Source organism: Pseudomonas sp. AIG, from assembly GCF_977020205.1.
The window spans coordinates 21,319-42,688 of sequence record NZ_CDROCK010000034.1; the positions used below are offsets into that span (position 1 = coordinate 21,319).

Sequence of the window (21,370 nt, forward strand, 5' to 3'; positions counted from 1 at the left end):
TGCTCGCGAAGGGGACGGCACATCCAACGTTGATGTCGTCTGGCACGACGCCTTCGCGAGCAGGTCGAATCGTCGCACCGTCGCTCCCACATGGGTGGGTGGGTGTTAGAAACTCATGTCGACCTTGGTCCAGAGCGTGCGCCCCGGTTCATTGATCGCTTGCGGGTCATTGGCCGGGTAGCCGAATCCGGCGTTGCCCGCCAGGTTCAGGTGTTCGGCGTAAGCCTTGCCGAACAGGTTGTCGACGCCGCTGCTGACCTTCCAGTTCTTGTTGATCCGATAGGCACCGTTTAGTGAGAACACGCCGAAGCCTGAACTCTTGTCGTAATCCTTGCCGACCACGTTGCCCTTGTTCTGGTCGATACGGTTCTGCGCGGCAACCACCCTCCACAGTGCGCCGGCGCTCCAGTTGTCTTCGGAATAGGTCAGACCGAAGCGTGCATCCAGCGGCGGCATCTGCGGCAGAGCCTTGCCGTCACTGCTGTTCTTGCCCCAGGCGTAGGCCAGGGTCGCATCGGCTTTCCAGTGGTCGGTGAGTTTGTACGCGGCACCGAGTTCACCACCCATGATTCGCGCGTCAATGTTCTCGGCGCGCGAGGTGCTCATGCCCATCATTCCCGGGGTGTAGTCGAAGAGGATGTAGTCGCGCACCACTCCGATATAGCCCGAGGCCCAGGCTTCGAGGTCGGCGCTCTTGTAGTTCACGCCGAAGTCCAGCTGGGTGGTCTTTTCCGGTTTGATCGAATCGAACGCGTTGACCGAACCGGCCGGGCCGGACTTGGGCGAAAACAGCTCCCAGTAATCCGGGAAGCGTTGCGCGTGGCCGAGGCCTGCATAAAGCGTGGTCGGGCTGTCGGCAAGGTCATGCTCGTAACGGATGAAGCCGCTAGGCAGGGTGTCGGCGCGGGTATCGTCGGCGGTCGGATTGGGGCGGCTCATCATTCCCGAACCGGTGGTCTGCCGATAATCCTTGGCCGAGGCGCGGTCGACGCGGGCGCCGCTGATCAGCCGATCACGGTCGGCGGCGTACCAGGTCATCTCGCTGAACACGCCGTAGTTGTGGAAATCGGCGTCCTTGCTGTACGGCTGGTCCTTGTAGGTGTCGATCCCCATGCCGCTGCGTTGGCGGTGCTCGTTGGTCTGCGCGTCGAGGCCGGTGATCAACTGAATATCAGCCCAGCGCCAGGTGGCCTTGATCCGCGCGCCGAGGGTGCGGCGGTCGACGTTGGACGCCATGGGCCCGGCCATCATCCCGGTGCCGGACGGCGTGCGCAGGGTGTAGTTGTCCATGACGTGGTCGGCGTAGTTGTAGTAGACCTGCGCTTCGAGTTTCTCCAGCACGTCAGTGATGTTGGATTTCTCGATACGCAGGCCGAGGCTTTCACGCAGGAACTGCGAGCCGTCCATGCCGCGCCCGGCATAGCGCGCTTCGCCATTACCCTTGCCGGCAGTGAGTTCAATCAAGGTGTCGGCATCCGGGGTCCAGCCGAGCGCGACGTCACCGTTCCACTTGTCGTAACGCGAGGCGACGATGTCGTTGTTGCCGTCGCGGTAATCGTCGGAATGCGCGGTGTTGCCGATTACTCGCACATAGCCCAACGGCCCGCCGGCAGCGGCATCGACGACCTTGTCGAAGCGTCCGTGAGAGCCGGCCAGAATGCTCGCGTTCACGCGTGTGCCGAGTTCGCCGAAGCTCTCCGGTTCACGATCAAACAGCACCGTGCCGGCCGAGGCGCCAGGCCCCCAAAGCACGGTTTGCGGGCCTTTGATCACGGTGAGCTTGTCGTAGGTTTCCGGCGAAATGTACGAGGTCGGCGCGTCCATCCGGCCGGGGCAGGCGCCGAGCATCATGCTGCCGTTGGTGAGGATGTTCAGACGCGAACCGAACATGCCGCGCAGCACCGGATCACCATTGGTGCCGCCATTGCGTACCAGAGCGAAGCCGGGAATGGTCTTCAGATAGTCGCCGCCGTCACTGGCCGGCACCGGTTGGCGCGGATCTTTCGGATTGGTGACGATGGTCAGTGGTGAACTCGGGGCGATTGCGGTGATCACCGTCGGACTGAGTTCTTCCTGGTGACCGGCGTGGTCATCGGCCAGCACCAGCGGGGACAGCAATACGCCGCAAAGGACGGCGGTAGCGTGCCTGAAACGAATCCGCGACTCGTTCAAAGCGAAAGACACCGGGGTGGAACCCGAACGTGAAACAGCAGCAAACCTGGACATGACAATTTCCATCAAACATTCGTAAACGACACGGCCGGCAGCGTGAAGCTGTCTTCTCAACCGTGTGCAATCAAAGGTGCGTGTTTACGTTGCGACGGGCGGGGCGCGGCTGCGGGCGCCGGGGAAAAAGGTCTGCCGGGCGTGGCCCAGGCGTGGCGAGTCTGGGGTGAAGGTGTTCAGCGGCGGGATATTGAAAGCGACGAAATCGCCGCCACCGGTCAGTGCCGGGCAATTGAACAGCAGGCTGCAATAGCCGCACTTTTCCCAGAGCACGTGGTGCGAGGATTGCGGCGGGCAGTGTTCTGCCGTCGGTTGTGCATCATGGCCGCTGTGGTCCATGCCCGGCATGTCCATCGACATGTCCATGCTCATCGGCATGGACGTCGAGGCGTGCTGATCCATCGGCATCGACTGAGAAATCAGTGGGCCGATGAAGATCATCAACATGGCGAACAGGGCGATCCAGCTGCCGCGAGTCAGGTGTTGAGTCTGACGGCGTTGCAGTGGCGGCCTGGCGCTCAGCGGGCGCATGGGCGGAGTCTGCCGGAAGGCTTACTGAGCGTGCGCGTGGGCCTGCGTGGTTTCCGGCGGTTTCTTCTGCACCGAGACTTCGACGGTGACGTCACCGGCCTTCTCGAAATGCAGCGTCAGCGGGAAGCGCTTGCCGTCGCTGAGCAGGCTGCGATCGGTCGGGTTGAGCAGCATCACGTGATAGGCCATCGGCGCAAAGGTCACGTTGCCGCCGGCCGGAATGGCCACGCTCGGCACTTGCTGCATCTTCATCAGATCGCCCTGCATGACGTGCTCGTGCAGTTGCGCTTCGGGGGCGATGGGCGAGTCGACGCTGAGCAGGCGATCGTCCGTCTTGCCGGCGTTGTGAATGATGAAATAGGCGGCGACCGTCGGCGCATTCGGCGGCAACTCTTGCGACCACGGGTGGGCGATCTCAAGTTCGCCCGCCTTGTATTCGTGGGCATGGGCAAAGCACGTCGGCAACAGCAGCGCAGCGACGATGATGAGTTTGTTCAGCATGGCAGTTCTCCAGAACGATTTGAAACGCAGGTCAATTGCGCGAACAAATCAAACCAGAGGGGAAGCGCGGGGATTGAGACTCGGCCATTGCTGGCGCGGAGTCGGTGTTTGCAGCAAGGCGGGCGCCACGCTGCGATTACTTTCGTAGCGGGCGAAATACAGCTGCGGCGCATGCCCCGGCAGCGCCACCAATGGCGCCGAGCCTGAGCAGCACCAGCAATGCTGCATGTTCGAATGTGTATCGTTGGCCGGGGTTTTTTGATCGATGGGGCCGATGTTGATCGCTACCATCTTGGTCCCGCTGCCGGTGCAGAAACTGCTCCAGAGCAATTGCTCGGCCGGTGAATTGGCCGCCTGCGCCATCGCCCCGGTCATCGGCATGGCGAGCATGTTGAACAGCACTGCAAAGCAGGCGATCCAGGCAATTGCTAGCCGGTGTCGGTTCATGGGACAGATCCATTGGGTGGGCGATCAGGCGCGGCTATTTAGCCTGATCAGGGCCGATAAGTAAAAAAGCGTCGTGCGGTTTGGTGTCGCAGCGCTTCCTGCAAGAGCTTGAGAAGCCTGCGCCCCAGCTCGATTTCGCCGTTATAAATGAGTGTAGCGGCTTCGATTCGCATTGCCTGGGCGAAATTCGAGTCGCTTTCTATTCGTGCACGAATGGTCTGCTTGACGTCTCGAAGTGCTACTCGGTTGAGCTGCCCATCGCCCGAGTCTTCGATCTCACAACCCTTGATGTATTCGCTAAGATCGGCAGGCGTTTTGAGGTAATCCTTGACGTCGAAACGGGAGAATTTTTCTGACATTGGATATGTACGCCCTTGGAATCAAAGACGTTGAGCGTAGAGGTGGACGCTGGATGCCGATAGTCAGTGATTCGTTAAGTTGTTGTGGGCAGTGTCCGGCGCGTTTGTAGGATTCAGGTCAGATATCCGGCCGAGCCCGTGACATTGTGGGAGCGAGCCTGCTCGCTCCCACAGTGGTCGGTGGCGAACACGTAGTCTGTGTACGTCGCGAACCTTGTGGAAGCGGCGGTGCGACGATTCGACTTGCTCGCGAAGGCGTCCGTGAGAACTGCGCTTGTTTTTAGATAAGGTTAAGGGGCGCAAGGGCCATGAGGATTGCGTCGACCGAGGCAAACTCCCGATCAACCCCCGGCAACCCCGGTCGCTTCAACACAATCACCGGCACCCCACGCTCGCGCGCCACTTCCAGCTTCGGCTCGGTCGCGGTGCTGCCGCTGTTCTTGCTGATCAACACATCGATCTGCCGTCGCTCGAACAGCGCTCGCTCATCCTCCAGCAGAAACGGCCCGCGCGCGCCGATCACTTCGCAGCGTTCGTTGCCGGGGTAGACGTCGAGGGCGCGCAAGGTCCAGAACTGCTCCGCAGGGATTTCATCAAGGTGCTGCAGCGGTTCGCGGCCGAGGGTGAACAGCGGTCGGCGAAACGGCTTGAGGGCAGTGATCAACTCGGCCCAGTCGCTGACTTCGCGCCAGTCATCATCGGGCTGCGGCTGCCAGGCCGGACGGCGCAGGGCCCAGCAAGGGATGCCGGTCAGTTGTGCGGCGCTCGCAGCGTTCTGGCTGATCTGTGCGGCATAGGGATGCGTGGCGTCGAGCAGCAGGTCGATGCCTTCGTCGCGAATGAACTGCGCCAGACCTTCGGCGCCACCGTAGCCACCGACGCGCACCTGACAGGTCAGATCCGTCGGTACCCGGCCAACGCCCGCCAAGCTATAGATATGTTCCGGCCCGAGCGTCCGGGCAATCGCCAGCGCTTCCGTGACGCCGCCCAGCAGCAGAATCCGCTTCATGCAAAACCTCCGGCATGCCCGACAATGCCGCCCTGACGATCAATCGCAAACACCTCGACCTGCACCTGCGCCGGCACCACGCTGCGGGCGAAATTCAACGCATGTCGACAGACCTCATCGCCGAGCGCGATCCCCGCCGCACTGGCCATCGCCAACGCCTGCTGACTGGTATTGGCTTCACGAATGCCTAGCTGCAACGCCTCATCGGCGCCAATCGCGGCGGCCCACTCCGCCAGTTGCGGCAGGTCGATACTCGAATGCCGCGAATGCAGATCCATGTGCCCGGCCGCCAGTTTGCTGATCTTGCCGAAGCCGCCGCACAGGCTGAGTTTATCCACAGGCACTTTGCGCAGATGCTTGAGCACGGCGCCGACGAAGTCGCCCATTTCGATCAGGGCGATTTCCGGCAGATCGTAGACCCGGCGCATGGTGTCTTCGCTGGCATTGCCGGTGCAGGCAGCGATGTGCAGATAACCGTTGGTTTTCGCCACGTCGATGCCTTGATGGATCGAGGCAATGTAGGCTGCGCAGGAAAATGGCCGGACGATGCCGCTAGTACCGAGGATCGACAGCCCACCAAGAATGCCCAGTCGCGGATTCATGGTTTTCAACGCCAGCGCTTCGCCGCCCTCGACGTTGACGGTGACGTCGAAGCCGCCGCCGTAACCGGTCTCGGCGGCGAGCAGCGTCAGGTGGTCGCTGATCATTTTGCGTGGCACCGGGTTGATCGCCGGCTCGCCGACACCCAGCACCAGTCCCGGCCGAGTCACGGTGCCTACGCCGGCACCGGCATTGAAACGAATTCCCGGTTCGGCCATTAGCCGTACCCGCGAATAGAGCAGGGCGCCGTGGGTCACGTCGGGATCGTCGCCGGCATCCTTGATCGTTCCGGCCTCGGCGCCGTCATCGGTCAAACGACAGAACTCCAGACGCATCTGCACCTGTTTGCCTTTGGGCAACACGATCTGCACCGCATCCGCCGACAGCCCGCCGAGCAACAGACGCGCGGCGGCAAGGCTGGTGGCGGTGGCGCAACTGCCGGTGGTCAGGCCGCTGCGCAGGGGCGCGGGTTGTTCGGCGGTTTCGTCACGCATCGAGGGGTTTGACCAGATCGAGCAGGGTGATCGGCAACGCCTGACGCCAAGTGTCAAACTCGCCGAGCGGCTGCGCCTGGGCAACATGGATACGCGTCAGCTCGCCACCGTAACGTTCACGCCAGCTCATCAGGGTGACTTCGCTTTGCAGGGTCACCGCGTTGGCGACCAGACGGCCACCGGGTTTGAGTCGTTCCCAACAGGTTTCGAACACGCCCTCACGGGTCACGCCGCCGCCGATGAAAATCGCGTCCGGGCGCTCCAGCCCGGCCAGCGCCTGCGGGGCTTTGCCGCAAATCAGTTGCAGACCGGGCACACCCAGCGCATCGCGGTTGTACTCGATCAATTGCTGACGGCCGTTATCGGCTTCGATGGCCAAGGTGCGGCAGCTCGGGTGCGCGCGCATCCATTCGATGCCGATCGAGCCACTGCCGGCGCCGACATCCCAGAGCAGTTCGCCGGGTGTCGGGGCGAGGCGGGCGAGGGTGATGGCGCGCACATCGCGTTTGGTCAGTTGGCCGTCATGCCGGAAGGCCGAGTCGGGCAGCCCGGCCAGACGTGACAGGCGCGGGGCCTGTGTGTCGGCCAGGCATTCGATGGCGATGACATTGAGGTCGGCTATCGGCGCGTCGTCCCAAGCGTCGGCGCTGCTGTCGATGCGCCGCTCGGCGTCACCGCCCAGATGCTCCAGCACGCTCATGCGACTGCCACCGAAACCGCGCTCGCGCAGCAACGCCGCGACTGCCGCCGGACTCTGACCGTCGTTGCTCAGCAACAACAGCCGCACGCCACTGAACAACTGGGCATTGAGCGCCGCCAGCGGTCGGGCCACCAGCGACAGCGTCACCACCTCCTGCAACGGCCAGCCGAGACGCGCGGCGGCCAGCGAGCACGACGACGGTGCGGGCAAAATCAGCATCTCCTCGTTCGGCACCTGACGGGCGAGGCTGGCGCCGACGCCGTAAAACATCGGGTCACCACTGGCCAGCACGCAGACCGCTTCGCCGCGTTGCTCCAGCACCGGCGCGAGAGAAAACGGGCAGGGCCACAATTGCCGTTCACCGCGAATACACACCGGCAGCAAATCCAGTTGGCGCTGGCCGCCGATGATCCGCGAAGCGCCCAGCAGGGCCCGCCGGGCGTTTTTGCCCAGGCCCTTGAAGCCGTCTTCACCGATTCCCACTACCGTCAGCCAGGGTGACATCTATATTCCTCTAAACACGCCGTTCCGACGGGCAGTCTTTTCATGCCAGCGGACAAAGCAGGCATAATACCGCGCCTTCGCCCGCGAAGCGCTTTTCCCACGCAGCCGGTCAGCCCCTTGAACGAACGCCCGATGTCCACCGCTTTACGCCCCTCGGCCTGCCCGGGGTTGCTGCGTATCGTCCAGGCACTGGACGGCGGCATCTGCCGGATCAAGCTCAATGGCGGCTCGATCAGCGCCGATCAGGCTGACGCGGTGGCCGAGGCCGCCGAGCAGTTTGCTGGCGGGGCCATTGAGGCAACCAATCGGGCCAATCTGCAGATTCGCGGGATCGGCCCGCAGTCCGCTGCGCTGATTGACCGCTTGCTCGCCGCCGGTCTCGGCCCGCGCACGGCGGCCGGTGACGATGTGCGCAACCTGATGCTCAGCCCCGCTGCCGGCATCGATCGGCAGATGCACTTCGACACCCGGCCTCTCGCCGAACAGATCCTCGACACCTTGCAAAGCCATCCACGTTTCCACGAGTTGAGCGCCAAGTTCGCTGTGCAACTGGATGGCGGCGAAGCGCTGGCGATGCTTGAACACCCCCATGACCTGTGGTTGTCAGCATTCGAGCGTGACGGTGCCGTGTTGCTGGCGTTCGGTCTGGCCGGATGCCCGACGGATCGTGCGGTCGGCGCGGTGGCGCTGGAACACGGTCATGCGCTGGTGGTGGCGGTGCTGGAGTTGTTTCTTCAGTCGGCGCGGCCCGAGCAGACGCGCATGCGCCATTTGCTCGACGAGTTGCCTCTTTCGGCGTTTCTCGAGCAACTGCGCTCGCGTTTGCCGATCGAGGCGATCAGTCATTGGCAGCACGTGGCGGCTGCGGACGATCTGCACATCGGCGTTCATCCGCAAAATACACCGGACCGGGTGTACATCGGTGCGGTGCCGGCGCTGGGTCGTCTCGATCCGGCGATGCTGCGCGGGGCCGCGCAATTGGCCCGCCGATTCGGCAATGGCAGCCTGCGCTTCACACCCTGGCAAAGCCTGCTGCTGCCTGATGTGCAAACCAGCGATGCCGCTCAAGTGCTGGAAGGTCTTGAGCAACTGAACCTGCTGACCCGCGCTGCCGAACCCCTCTCACGCCTGATCGCCTGCACCGGCTCCAATGGTTGCGGCAAAGGCCTGGCCGACACCAAGCAGGACGCCCGCCATCTGGCGACCGTGCTGCCCTCTGCCCTCAACGTCCACCTCAGCGGCTGCTCGCGCTCCTGCGCCGCCGCCCACTGTGCCCCAGTGACGTTGCTGGCCGTCAGTGCCGGTCATTACGACCTCTATTTTCGCGATGCAACGCTGCCGGGTTTCGGCGCGCTGCACGCTCGCAACCTTACTATTGAAGCGGCCGCGACCCTGCTCGCCGTCCGCTCTCGGAGCCCCTTTGATGCTTGATTACATCCGCGACGGTCAGGAGATTTATCGCAACTCCTTCGCGATCATTCGCAGCGAGGCCAATCTGGCGCGCATCCCGGCCGATCTGGAAAAACTCGCGGTGCGGGTGATTCACGCCTGTGGCATGGTCGAGGCGATCGACGGTCTGCAGTTCTCCGCAGGTGCGGGCAAGGCTGGGCGCGATGCGCTGGCCGCCGGTGCGCCGATTCTGTGTGATGCGCGAATGGTCTCCGAAGGCGTGACCCGTGCGCGCCTGCCGGCCAATAACGAAGTGATTTGCACCTTGCGCGACGAGAGCGTGCCGGAACTGGCGCGCGAGTTGGGCAATACCCGCTCCGCCGCCGCACTGGAACTGTGGCGTCCACACCTGGAAGGCAGCGTGGTGGTGATCGGCAACGCGCCGACGGCCCTGTTCTACCTGCTGGAAATGCTCGACGCCGGCGCACCGAAACCGGCGCTGATCCTCGGCTTCCCGGTGGGTTTCGTCGGTGCTGCGGAATCGAAAGCCGCCCTGGCCGCTGACAGCCGTGGCGTGCCGTTCGTGATCATGCAAGGTCGCCTCGGTGGCAGCGCCATGGCCGCCGCCGCCGTTAACGCCCTCGCTACGGAGATCGAATGATGCAGGCCAAAGGACGTTTGATTGGCCTGGGCGTCGGCCCCGGTGATCCGGAACTGATTACCGTCAAGGCCCTGCGTTTGCTGCGTGAGTCGCCGGTGGTCGCGTACTTCGTTGCCAAGGGCAAAAAGGGCAATGCCTTTGGCATCATCGAGGCGCACCTGCAAGAAGCGCAGAACCTGCTGCCGCTGGTTTACCCGGTGACCACCGAAGCACTGCCGGCGCCGCTTTCCTATGAGCAAGTCATCAGCGACTTCTACGACGAAGCTGCCGAGACGGTCGCGGCACATCTGGATGCCGGTCGCGATGTCGCGGTGATCTGTGAAGGTGATCCGTTCTTCTATGGTTCCTACATGTATCTGCACGATCGCCTCGCCACTCGTTATGAAGCCCAAGTGGTGCCGGGCGTCTGCTCGATGCTCGGTGGCGCTTCGGTGCTGGGCGCGCCGTTGGTGTATCGCAATCAGAGTCTGTCGGTGCTTTCCGGCGTGTTGCCCCATGAAGAATTGAAACGCCGACTGGCCGATGCCGACGCGGCGGTGATCATGAAGCTGGGGCGCAACTTCCCGAAAGTGCGTCAGGTGCTGGAAGAACTCGGTCTGGCCGAACGCGCGCTGTATGTCGAGCGCGCAACCATGGCCAATCAGAAGATTGTGCCGATGGATCAGGTCGAGCCGATGTCCTCGCCGTACTTCTCGCTGATCATCGTGCCGGGCGAACGGTGGCAAGGCTGATGACTCAAACCACCCCCGCCATCGTCATTCTCGGTCAGGGCAGCCTGGCCACCGCGCGGCGCATTCAGCAGGTCTACCCGGCGGCGCAGATCCATGGCCTCGCCGGGCGCGTCGACGGCGCCGATTGCACCTATCAGGAATTCGGCGCGACCCTGCGCGCGTTGTATCAACAGGACACGCCGATCATTGCCCTGTGCGCGGCCGGCATCGTCATCCGCACGCTGGCGCCGCTGTTGCTGGAAAAGGGCGCCGAACCGGCAGTGCTCGCCGTGGCCGAAGACGGCAGCGCCGTGGTGCCGCTGTTGGGCGGCCTCGGCGGGGTGAATGTCATGGCGCGGGACATCGCTGCCGGGCTGCAAGTCGCCGCAGCGATCACCACCAGCGGCGAGTTGCGTTTTGGCACGTGCCTGCTCAATCCACCGAGGGGTTATGCGCTGGGCGATCTGGAACTGGGCAAGCGGTTTGTTTCCGATCTGTTGGCCGGGCACAGCGTGCGCATCGAAGGCGCGGCGCCGTGGCTGGATCAGGCGCAATTGCCGGAAGATCCGCAGGCACAGCGCTCGATTCATGTCGGCAGTGCCGCGCGTGAGGTGAGTGCAAGTGAGTTAATGATCTATCCACGCAGCGTGGCGGTGGCGGTGTGTGCCGAGACAGTGGACCTGGCGGATGCCGTTCGCAGCGCGTTGCAGCAGGCGCTAATCGCCGTGCAGTCGCTGGCCTGTCTGCTGGCCAGCGAGACGCAAATGGCTTCGCCGCTTTTGCGTGAAGCGGCGCTTGAGTTGGGTGTGCCGCTGCGCTTTGTCACGGCACAACGCGACCTCGAAACCCTGGCGCGTGTCGCAGTGCCTGCGGCGACTGTCGTGGCTGGCCACGGCATGGCAATCGCGGTCGCCGAGCAGCCTTTGGAGGTTTCCAGCATTGGCCGGCCACGCGGTCGTCTCGCCGTGATCGGCCTTGGCCCCGGCGCTGCCGAACTGATGGTGCCCGCGGTAAAAGCCGAATTGGGCCGCGCGACCGATGTGCTCGGTTACGAAACCTACGTACGCATGGCCGGGCCGTTTCGCGACGATCAAGTGCAGCACTGCACCGACAACCGCGAAGAGATGCAGCGCGCCCGTCACGCCTTCAGGCTGGCGGCCGAGGGGCGCTCGGTGATTGTCGTGTCCTCGGGCGATCCCGGAGTGTTCGCCATGGCGGCGGCGGTGCTCGAAGCGTTGCACGAGTCCACGGATCCGGCGTGGCACAGCGTTGATCTGGAAATCCTCCCGGGCGTTTCCGCTTCGCTGGCCACCGCCGCGCAGGCCGGAGCGCCGCTGGGCCATGACTTCTGCGTGATGTCGCTGTCGGACAACCTCAAGCCTTGGTCGATCATCGAAAAGCGTCTGGATCTGGCCGCTGAAGCGGATCTGGCGTTGGCGTTCTACAACCCGATCTCGCGTGCACGTCCGTGGCAACTGGGCCGGGCGCTGGAGATTGTCGCGCAGCATCGCACGCCGCAAACACCGGTGGTGTTGGGCCGCGACATCGGTCGTCCCGGCCAGACTCTACGCACCACGACACTGGGCGCGTTGACCCCGGAGCAAGTGGACATGCGCACCATGGTGCTGATTGGTTCGTCCACCACCTGCACATTTGCGCGTGCCAGCGGCGGTGATTGGGTTTACACGCCGCGCTGGTACGGTGAAAAGCCGCTTTCCTGAGTGCCGAGCCGAGGCAAGTTGTAAATAAGTTGCCTCGGCGAGATATCAAGTCGAACTTCATTATCGGACGATTAGGTTTAAAACAGGGTGGCGCATCCGTTGGGAGCGCCGCTTCGTTTGTTTATCGAACGACTCGTCATACGCCTGTTTATTACCGAATCATGCGCGGAATCAACTTGTCTGTTGTTTGATGTTTCCTGGGAAACTATTTGAATTTTGTGCTTTTTGAAGTTGTCCGGCGCGCAGACTAACTTCGTCGAGGATTCTCTCAACGAATAAAGGATGAAGTCTGATGGGTGTCATGGAGCAATATGTTGACGAGTTTAATTTTATTTCGGCCAATGAATACTCTGCGCTAAAGCGCGCATTCAAGGCGTTTTCCGCTTCTGCCGAATATGCAATGTTGACGGCGCTTTACGAGCAGGCCGGCCAAGCCGCGAGTCTTGCTGAAAAGCTGCAGGTTGTAACACTCTTTCTGGAAAATTTTGAACGTTTGGCAAAGCGCAACTCAGCGCCCGCGATAGCGTTAATCGATACCGTCGAAGAACAATTGCGCGATTACGCAGCCCGTTTGGCAGGCACTGTAAACATGCTCAGCGACGTGCCCAGTCCGATACCCAAAATCATGCATTTTGTCTGGGTGGGCGGCAGTGAGGTTGGCAATATCCAGCGCGATTACATGAATATCTGGCGTCAGGTGCTGGCTGCCGAGAATTACCAGTTCAATCTCTGGTACGACAGCGATGCGTTACTGGCTTTCGAAATGAATCGGGTCATATCCGACAGCGCCAGAGTTGCTGCGATGGAGTCTGGCGGGGATACCGTGACCAACCCCGGTGAACTTGCAAAGATGATCGAAGATCGTGCGCGTGTATTGAAGCGCGAGATGTTCGAGTACCTGCAACAACCGCAATGGCAAGGCAAAGCTGATCAGGCCCGGATCGACCTGATGGTGCGCGCCTACGGCAAGGACCGCACGACGCTGGAAGCCTTTCGTCATCGCTGCTTGCAAAGCCATCAGCAAATGGCCGGCAGCGACTTGCAGTTGCGTGATGTTCGGCGGGAGTTCGCCGGGCACTTTCTAGAGGATGTCTATCAACGCGAAGTATCAATGCGCGGTAACTTTGCGGCGGCAAGTGACGTTGTTCGCTTGCAGGCTGAATATGCCGAAGGCGGGCGTTACAGTGACATGGATTACTTGCCGCCGCTGGCTGACAGATTGGGCGGTGTCGACATCAGCGGGTTCAGTGACGAGCAACGGCTGGGGGTTTTGCAGCTTTTGCTCAATCATGATGAAACGTTGATGCCCGGTCGCGATCGCCTGCGCTACAGCGATCACACGGATGCATTGCCTGCCGAACATCGGGAGGCACTGCTGGTCTTTGCCCGCAGCAAGCCCGGCGTCGAGCCTATATTTGTCGCACCGCGTGAAGTCCACAGCCCGCAGCATGGTCTGCGTATGGGGGCGCAATTCAGCCGAGAGATGAACGCATATCTGCTGGCACAGCCGCAAAGCGAGATGACGCTCGCGGTCATGCAACTGATCCGGTTCAACTATGACTGCCTCCAGGCGGTTGAACAGTCGGCCATCGCTTCGTCGGTAGAGTGGTCACAGACTGAACGATTGCTCGATGTCATAGAAAACGTCATGAACGAGAAAATCGAGCAGGGGCAACTGACGCGCACGCAGCAGGATTTTCTGGGCAAGTTGAGCGAGGCCATTTTAAGTTACTACCGTGACGGCATTCGCGTCGGAGCGCGCGGCACCATTGCGCTTACCGGGCCCGGTGCGGCAGTTACCGGGTTGAAAAACTATGTCGAGACTCACCTTCTGCCGCACATCGAGATTACGGTTCAGGAGCGCTTGCGACTGGCCGAGGGTTACAACGTGCAGACCGAGGAGGAAGCGATCTCCGGTTGGACCGTCAATGACGACGCCGAGCAATGGCTGGCCAAAGAACAGGAAAAGTGGAAAACCGGCAAACTCAAATCACGCTACACCGGCCAACTGGCGGATCTGCTTCAGCCGCAGCAGACGCTGACGTTTAAACAAGGCTGGCCCGTAGTCGGCGGTAAAGCGGTATTGCTGACGTCGGTCCTGCAACAATTGATGGATGATCTGGGTGAACCCTTTGTGCGAGCCATGAGGGACAAACTCAGCGGTGATATTACCTTCACCAAGCCCTTTTCCATCGGCTTCGATAATCGTCAGTTGATCCTTGCGCAACCTTTGCGTGAACTGCCCATTTCCCATGGCGCCGAATCCTCAAGCAACCTCAACGAACTGTTCAGCCGCATTGCCCATGATTCCCTGCCGCTTGAGCAACTCAGCCCGTTAGTGCGCGTCATGCTGGGGGGGATTTTCGGGGCGACAAGTCTGGACGACGCGAGCTTTGCCAGCGTCTGGCAAACCGTGCGCGACCTCGCTGTCGACACTGACGGCGACGGTACTTTCGCTCGTTATGATGCGGTTGAAAAAGCCCTGCGTCAGCGGCAGTCGCCCGCCTTCGAGGCCGCGCTGGTGCGTGGACAGGTGCATGGCCTCCTGACGGCCCGCGCACTCAAGGTTCAGGCACTGTTTGAACCACTGACCTTGCGCCAATGGGGCGAACGTATCGGGCAGATCACGCGCACGGCGCAAGGTGAATACCGTTCGCGGATTCTTCAGCGCAGTGCGCAGGTGCGCGAGATGTTCTTCGAGTCCGGCGCGACCTCGGCCCGGCAACTGTCACAGGATTTGCTGATGCACACCGCCAGTGACCCTGGGCGTCGGTGTTATCCGCTGGCGTTGCTGATGGGCGCAGCGGTGGCTGCCGGCGAGTCGGCCGAGCGGACATTGGTGGGGCATGTCGCCACGGCCAACGTCAACCATCAGGAACCGAGTTCACAGGCTTTGCTCAGTGCGTTGAATGAACTGCGGGCCTTGCCCACCAGCGCTATTGGTGAGTCCCGCGGCTTGCAGAGTCTGGGCTCGGTCATTGCGACACTGGAGGCGAAAAGTGCGGCTGCCGTCCTGTTGCTCGACACCGGCGATCATGCCTTGCTGGTGGCCAAAGTGCAGACAGGAGGCCAATTCGTCTATCGATTCTACGACCCGAACTTTGCCATTTATGCGTTCGCCGAAGGCGCGCAGGTGAAACTTGGCATTGAGCGTTATCTGAGTGCAGGCGACAGTGCACTGGCCAGGCTCTACGGTGTGGGCGAGATGGCCGGGGCGCGATTCAACGTGATCGAGTTGAACACCCAGGCGATGGCGGCCCGCGAGCTATCGACGGGTTTGCGTCTGGACAGTTTTTTGCGCATTCCTTCGAGTGATTCACGCAGTGTCCCGATCTGGGCAAAACAGGCCGTGGCGCGCCAGCGTTCGCTCGGCGAAAACGCGCGAATGGGGGCCAGCCTGGCACAGGTGGATGCGCGCTATTGGGCGCAGGCGTTTGATCAGGCCACGGAGCAGTTACGCAGTGAACACTCGCTCGGGCGGGAATATTTGCCGTTGCTGGAAACGCTCAAACCGCAGGCGGACGGCGGCTTTTCGCTGACGTTGGTCGATGCACAGAATCGCCATCCAGCGCGCACCGTCAGCACAGCCGATCCGCGCTTCACTCAGCTCAAACAGCATCTGCAGCAGAGTGTGAAGGCAGGCAACCCCGGTGGTCCGGCGGAGGCGGATGGCGGCAGTCGCTTGAGTTTCGCCTTTGCGATCCAGACGCTGATCAGCGAAATGCGTCATCGCGAATACCAGGCCGGTGATCAGTTGCCAGCCTTGTCGATTGCGTTGCAGGTTCAGGTTTATGTCAGCTATGCGCAGTTGGGTTTTGGTGTACTCAGCGATACCGCGCAGATGATCAACCTGGTGCGGCAAGTGGTGGCCAGTGAGCAGGCGCTGCTCTTGCGCCAGTCGTCGTTGTCCGGCGGTGTGCTCGGTCGCGCGGCAACGGGCGTTGGTTTTGCGTTTTCGCTGGTCAACATCGGCTTCGACATTCACAACCTGTCACTGGCGCAAAATCACGAGCAGCGCTCGCGGTTCTCCACGTCTCTGGCGTTCAACGCAGTGGCGTTGGGACTGGATGTTGTGGCATTGGCGGCAGGCGGAACGGTAGGGGCAGCGGCGGCTTTTCTGTCTGTGCCGTTGCTCGGTATCGGCATCGGAGCCACGGCCATCGCCAGCAATCTTGGGCAGATTGCCGACAAGGCAACAGCGGTGGGCAATCATTTGCGTGCAATCCACAACGCCTATAAACCGGGCGCATTCACTGTCGAAGACGGGGTGTTGCAGTTCCCGCCGGAAGCCGTCATCACCCATCTGGATTTGCAGGACCGGCGGGTGCGCTTTGACAGTCAGCGCTTTTATCCGTGGGGCGGCGGCGCACTCGAGTTGCCGCAATACAACGATGATCCGCAGCAGATACACCGTTCCCTCAATATCCGGCACGCTTTCGGTCTCCCGGGGAGCACAGCGCTGAACGTCCAAGGGACTGCTGCACTGCATACCGTGGTGCTGCCCTGCACACCGCTCTGCTATTACGGCTACGAATATCAACTGGGAGGCGCGGGCTATGTATACGAGCCATTGCCGGGAGAGCGGGTTGAGCCTCGCAACGCCAGTGAAATGCCTGAGCCACACTGGTACTCCTATTTCAATCCGTTCACGGCACTGGGCGATACGCTGACGACCCATCTCGATAAGCGTATCCACACACGCTATCCACAATTGCGCAACAGTGCGGCGGACAAGCTGGAATACGATGAGCAGGGTAACCGGCGTTTTTATCTGCACAGCACACCCTCTTTCAAACACATCCTGTACAAACTGCATCCGGTCTACAAACCGACAACGATCAGCGTGGTGCTGGACGAGCGGGTACGCCAACTGGCGGTGCCGACCCTGCCGGTGGAGTGCCAGCAAAAGCTGTCCTACGAAATCAGCGCCCCGTCAGAACGCTGCCAGCTTCGTCTGACGCCGGGACTGAAAACCGTGAAATTCAATGGAGCGACCCAATGGCTGGTGCATGCCCCTTGGGCCAGCATCGAGCAGGTCTGCTTTGATGACGTACCCATGTTGGATGACGGCGCCCCGCAGACATACCTGGCGGGGCGTCAACTAACGGTCGACGGTATCGTGCTGTCGGCATTCGAGGGGCTGATCGAACTGGCCGGGGGAGAGTTGTTTCAACTGGACTGGCAGCGTCAGGCGCTGCGCCTGGTTTCCATCACTCTCGACGATGATAAAACCGTTGCGCGTGATGTCCTTGCCCATCTGCGCCAGCGAAACCATGAGGGGCGCCTGGGCATGGGTTACGTCACGCTTCACCGGTTCAGGGTGCCGTTCAATCCGGCCAGCCACGCTGTGCGCACAACGGCCTTTTACGACATTGCTCAAAAACGTTTGTTATTTGCGCGCGATCTGCCGCGCGAAGTCAACGACGGCCTGATGTTGGGCGCCGCCAACGCTGCTCATGCGTGGTTTTATCATCCCGACCATGCCACGGTCTGGCGGGTCGATGTGATCACCGGCCTGGTCGTCCATCGTTATCGGTTACTGAGTGTGGAACCCGGTACGAAAATCAGCGCTTTTGGGCAACTGGCGGACGGCACTCTGCGAGTTTCGCAGCAGTTGGTAGAACAAAAGTCCATGAATGTGCGCACGACGCTGGAGTTTCATCTGACCGACCGCGAAGTGACCCTGACGGACATCCACCTGTGGTCGCCCGGTCTGGAAAACTCTTTTCTCAAGCCCGAGGAGGGCTCGAGAATCGCGTTTTTCCGCCATCGTCAGAAACAGCGTCGTCCCTACACGGACGAGACACCCGGCATGGCTTCGCCGATCAGCACCTGGAACTACGCGCCATACATTCACGCCCGTGCCTGGTCCTTCGATCAACTGCTTGAGCGGGCATGGATTGCCGCGCATCACGACAGGTACTTCCGGGCTGGCGCCGACAGTGGCGCGGACAGGGTGTTACTGACGCCTCGATCCTCTGATCCCGCCGCTGCGCTGCTGTTTTACAGTCGGCAAAGTCAAATGCTCAGTCATGGCATCGAGCTGCGTGACAACGTGCTGTGGCACAAGGCGCTGGCCAAAGGTGTGATCGATGTAACGCGGATTGGCGAAAGCTTCCTGGCCACCCAAGACAATGGGCGACTGTTCGAAATCGACCTCGGCGCCAAGGACGACAACTGGCTGTCCGAGCTTGATAGACCTGTGCTGAAGTTTGTCGGCCTGGGCCAGCGTTGGCTGCAACAAAACCCCGATTGGCTGACGGCATTACCGGCGCTTGCCAAGGAATACAGCCGCGCCGCGTTTGCGATCATCGGCCTGCGTGCCCAAGTGGGTCAGACGTTTCTGCCGGTGTGGTGTATTGACGAAAAGCTTGTGCTGATGGACGCCATGGGCAACCGCGAGCTTGTGTTGCTGGGTCTGACCCCCGACCGGCAGGCCGTTTGGCTGTTTGATGTTTCTTCCGGACAGCTGTGGCGCCAGACGCTGGTCCCCCTCGAGCAGATGCGCACGGCGTTCGGCAACGGCAGCGTCTTACTGCATCGCCAAGCGTTGCCGCAGGCCGAGCGAGTCTGGGCGTCGTGGGCGTTTTGCGAAGTGCTGCCGCATGGCGACGGGCTGCTCGGGCGTACCCGCGAGGGTGTGACGCTGCAACTGCAGGATCAGCAACCGGCGCGAATTGTCAGCATGGAAAACCGCTGGTCATACGCCCCTGGTCAGACGCCTGCGCAATTGCAGGAGCGTTTAAAACAGCGGCTGGACGGGCAGGACCATGCCGCGTTTCTTCCCGTCGAAAATACCGGTAATCGTTACCAATACTACGTGCCGAAGCTTGATCGACTATTCGAGGTGTCTGCTCGGGACGATGGAAAATGGCCGACGTTCCTCGGTACGCGTGATGCGGCCAATCCGCTGCTGTTCGACCCGATTGACCCATTGATCTTCAGCGCCGGAACGGTCGATGGCGTCTGGTTGCCGGGTAGCTACGCCCACCGTGACGAGGAGGTCATGGTGCTGGAAGTGAGTGATGACCTCACCGAGGTGCAGCCATTGCTTCCTGACAATATCGAAAGGTTGATTCTGACCTTTGGTTCGCACACAGAGGGTTATCGGATATCGGCCGCAACCTGGCAGCGTCTGGATTGCATCGTTGTTGATGTACGGCGCCCTTCCGGGGACCAGGTGACGGAACCTGGCCTGTTGGTGCTGGATATGCCTGAGTGTGGGCATTGGCTGATGTCGCGGGTCGATGGCCACCTGGTACTTGCCGACCCGGACAATGGTCACAGTCTGATCGTTCGCGGGATTGAGGAGCAGGGTACATGCGAACTGGCTGTCAAAATCGCTGGCTGTGAGTGCGTGTTCGCATTCGAACAATGGTTGAAGGCCTTTGCGAGCGTGCAGGGCAATGACGCAATTGCCAGCCTGGCGGTGCTGGCTGATCATTTGCCCTGACCGGTGAATTCAACCGAAAAGCAAAACGCCTCTTTGGAGGCGTTTTTTTTTGCACTAAGAACGGGCTGTCGCCTATCGGATATTGTCTGGACGCCTCTCGCATGGACGATAGAAATCTGTATGTCTTCACAAGTCAATTTTGACGCTGCTGATGTAAGCAGGGCTTTTGATAATGTTTTGTTAAATATGTTGGTGTGTTTTTTCTGTGATTTCCAAGTTACGCTGTTTTATGGTGTTTGCTATCTGTCGATTTTACTTGGATTAAAGTAATGGCAGAACATTGAAATATCGCAATCAAAAAGGAATCAAGATGAGTGTAGACGTTAGTGTCATTCCACCGCTCGCTGAACGCTTGAGGTTTATTCGTGAAATTAAATTGCTCACGCCTGCGCCGAAAACCACGCGTCGCGTGTTTTCCGTTAAAAGTCACTTGGCGCTTGGGGGCGGTGGCAGTCAAAATGCAATATTGCTGGGTGATACGCTACTGAATTACATGGAGGGACTGAGCCGGGATGAGAAACGTGAAATAAGAAATAGTGTGAGGCTTGCTCAGATTCTGAGTAATAAGTACAAAGACGAAAAACTCGACCTTGCAGCGTGGCTGGATATATATGCCAAGGCCCTGAATTATATGGGTTGGTACTCGGATCGCAAGCCCGGCGAAAAAAAGTACGAGGATTTTTCCGGCGATATCTCCAGCAAGATGGTCGATGTTGTCAGGGCACTGGGCAACGAGCCGATGCTGGATAATACGCTGGCTGCCTTTGCCGCACTGAAAAACCATAAAGCGGGATTAGCCTCTTATGCGAAGGAAAGTCTCTGGGGGCAGTCGTTTCAAACAATGCCGTCCGGACGCGACGATAAAGGACGAATCACACTGGTCTTGAATCATTCGCGATTGAATGCCACGCGCCAAGTGGAGAATTTCCTTTTCTGTCACTGGCGCTCGGGTGAGGTTGTACTGCGTCATAACTATCTTAGCTTTTTTCTGGACAGAAACGCCTACGCACAAGTTCGTACCGAAGTAGAGGAGATTATTGAAGAAGATGACATGAGGGAAATCGACTTGCGGCTGGAATTGATTGGTGTGTGAAGTGTGGCACAAGTTTACTTGTTGTAATGTTCTTTCTGTTGAAGTGAATTTGGCGTTTGGTTAGTTTGTCGTTCAAGCCGCAACGGCTTTTGTATAAATATAGGGATATAGAAATGAATGATGTAATGGTTGTAAAGATGAATGAAGCGGAAAGTCTCGCGTTTATCGAAACCTGCTGTAAGGAAAGCATTGCTGTTCTGAATGGTTCACGTTCGATCATGCCTTTCGCTCGGGCATTCAAATTGGACCTGCCAGACAAGGATGCCCTGAGTAACGCGGTACTTAACTCGACGATGATCGCCTTTCCTGAAGGTATGAAGCGTCGCCATAAGACCATTATCAAGCGTACGTTTCTGTTTGCTGATTTGTCTGCGCAGATCAAGTACCCGAACAAAGCAGATGCAGCCAAGCGTCTGTCCTACATGCTCCAGGGTTTGAATGCCATGGGCTGGACACATTTCGGTAAGCCTGAGGTCTCTGAGGACACCGTCGCCAGTGGCGTGACCATGTCAAATCTGATTGTCGATATCGCCAAGGCTGCACTGGGTGCAGCGGGAGTTGGCACTATTGGCGAAGTGATGAAGCTGGGTGCAGACGCGGCCATCAAAGGCCTCGAAGGTAACGCGGAAGCTCTGAAGCTTTATGAGAAAAATGGCAAGAAGGCCGGTGGTTCGAACTTCGGCGTGATGAGCGCGGCCGAAAGCAAAGACGATGATATTTACCTTACCGTAGGTGCGATTAGCTACAGCATTAAATCCGGCAGCACCCATATTGCGTTCTTCGACAAAACCGCTTCTTCTTCCAGTGTGATCAAAGGGCATGGCGTATTTACCATGTACCCCGACGAAGACTTCACCGCGAAGAAAGAAGCGGCAGCCAATCGCTTCTACGAAGCGATCGACGCTGCTCTGGAAATGGAATACGGTTTCTGATTTTACAGGCCAGGCGCTTGGCGCCTGGCCTCTTCATGGA

At 60.1% G+C, this 21,370-nt stretch carries 15 protein-coding genes; 7 read left to right on the forward strand and 8 right to left on the reverse strand.

Annotation, left to right across the window (positions count from 1 at the left end; all coding sequences use genetic code 11):
- Positions 1 to 105 precede the first annotated feature (105 nt).
- The 8 genes from ACWR1S_RS19240 to cbiE all read right to left on the reverse strand — a co-directional run bounded on the left by ACWR1S_RS19240 (position 106) and on the right by cbiE (position 7,371).
- Positions 106 to 2,226, reverse strand: coding sequence for a TonB-dependent copper receptor (locus ACWR1S_RS19240; protein ID WP_454564602.1), 2,121 nt, complete (start codon positions 2,224 to 2,226; stop codon positions 106 to 108).
- Positions 2,227 to 2,310: 84 nt separating this feature from the next.
- Entirely contained in the window at positions 2,311 to 2,757 is a 447-nt protein-coding gene (locus ACWR1S_RS19245) for a DUF2946 domain-containing protein (RefSeq protein ID WP_454564603.1), read from the reverse strand.
- Positions 2,758 to 2,778: 21 nt separating this feature from the next.
- On the reverse strand, positions 2,779 to 3,258 hold the full coding sequence (locus tag ACWR1S_RS19250) for a copper chaperone PCu(A)C (protein ID WP_454564604.1): 480 nt from the start codon (positions 3,256 to 3,258) through the stop codon (positions 2,779 to 2,781).
- A 48-nt stretch (positions 3,259 to 3,306) separates the two neighbouring features.
- Positions 3,307 to 3,705 carry a DUF2946 domain-containing protein gene (locus ACWR1S_RS19255; protein ID WP_454564605.1) on the reverse strand — a complete coding sequence of 133 codons (399 nt, stop codon included), beginning with the start codon at positions 3,703 to 3,705 and terminating at the stop codon, positions 3,307 to 3,309.
- Positions 3,706 to 3,752: 47 nt separating this feature from the next.
- Positions 3,753 to 4,064, reverse strand: coding sequence for a hypothetical protein (locus ACWR1S_RS19260; protein WP_454564606.1), 312 nt, complete (start codon positions 4,062 to 4,064; stop codon positions 3,753 to 3,755).
- A 280-nt stretch (positions 4,065 to 4,344) separates the two neighbouring features.
- On the reverse strand, positions 4,345 to 5,073 hold the full coding sequence (locus ACWR1S_RS19265) for a cobalt-precorrin-6A reductase (protein WP_454564607.1): 729 nt from the start codon (positions 5,071 to 5,073) through the stop codon (positions 4,345 to 4,347).
- Positions 5,070 to 6,167, reverse strand: a complete 1,098-nt coding sequence (locus ACWR1S_RS19270) for a cobalt-precorrin-5B (C(1))-methyltransferase (protein ID WP_454564608.1) — start codon at positions 6,165 to 6,167, stop codon at positions 5,070 to 5,072. Before ACWR1S_RS19270 ends, ACWR1S_RS19265 begins: the two co-directional genes overlap by 4 nt.
- The gene (gene cbiE, locus ACWR1S_RS19275; RefSeq protein ID WP_454564609.1) at positions 6,160 to 7,371 is read right to left on the reverse strand and encodes a precorrin-6y C5,15-methyltransferase (decarboxylating) subunit CbiE; all 1,212 of its coding nucleotides are present in this window, start codon (positions 7,369 to 7,371) and stop codon (positions 6,160 to 6,162) included. The genes ACWR1S_RS19270 and cbiE overlap by 8 nt, the downstream gene beginning before the upstream one ends.
- A 132-nt stretch (positions 7,372 to 7,503) precedes the next feature.
- Between cbiE and cobG the strand changes: the two genes are divergently transcribed.
- The 7 genes from cobG to ACWR1S_RS19310 all read left to right on the forward strand — a co-directional run bounded on the left by cobG (position 7,504) and on the right by ACWR1S_RS19310 (position 21,330).
- Positions 7,504 to 8,802 carry a precorrin-3B synthase gene (cobG, locus tag ACWR1S_RS19280; protein ID WP_454564610.1) on the forward strand — a complete coding sequence of 433 codons (1,299 nt, stop codon included), beginning with the start codon at positions 7,504 to 7,506 and terminating at the stop codon, positions 8,800 to 8,802.
- Positions 8,795 to 9,421 (forward strand): precorrin-8X methylmutase, encoded by a 627-nt coding sequence (locus tag ACWR1S_RS19285; RefSeq protein ID WP_454564611.1) that lies wholly within the window; start codon positions 8,795 to 8,797, stop codon positions 9,419 to 9,421. The genes cobG and ACWR1S_RS19285 overlap by 8 nt, the downstream gene beginning before the upstream one ends.
- The gene (locus ACWR1S_RS19290; RefSeq protein WP_370872600.1) at positions 9,418 to 10,152 is read left to right on the forward strand and encodes a precorrin-2 C(20)-methyltransferase; all 735 of its coding nucleotides are present in this window, start codon (positions 9,418 to 9,420) and stop codon (positions 10,150 to 10,152) included. The genes ACWR1S_RS19285 and ACWR1S_RS19290 overlap by 4 nt, the downstream gene beginning before the upstream one ends.
- A complete protein-coding gene (gene cobJ, locus ACWR1S_RS19295) occupies positions 10,152 to 11,852 on the forward strand; it encodes a precorrin-3B C(17)-methyltransferase (protein ID WP_454564612.1) in 1,701 nt (566 codons plus the stop codon). Before ACWR1S_RS19290 ends, cobJ begins: the two co-directional genes overlap by 1 nt.
- Positions 11,853 to 12,441: 589 nt before the next feature.
- Entirely contained in the window at positions 12,442 to 19,305 is a 6,864-nt protein-coding gene (locus ACWR1S_RS19300) for a TcdA/TcdB pore-forming domain-containing protein (RefSeq protein ID WP_454564613.1), read from the forward strand.
- A gap of 310 nt (positions 19,306 to 19,615) precedes the next feature.
- Positions 19,616 to 20,398 carry a hypothetical protein gene (locus ACWR1S_RS19305; RefSeq protein WP_454564614.1) on the forward strand — a complete coding sequence of 261 codons (783 nt, stop codon included), beginning with the start codon at positions 19,616 to 19,618 and terminating at the stop codon, positions 20,396 to 20,398.
- Between the two features lie 113 nt (positions 20,399 to 20,511).
- The gene (locus ACWR1S_RS19310) at positions 20,512 to 21,330 is read left to right on the forward strand and encodes a hypothetical protein (RefSeq protein ID WP_454564615.1); all 819 of its coding nucleotides are present in this window, start codon (positions 20,512 to 20,514) and stop codon (positions 21,328 to 21,330) included.
- The last annotated feature ends 40 nt before the right edge of the window (positions 21,331 to 21,370 follow it).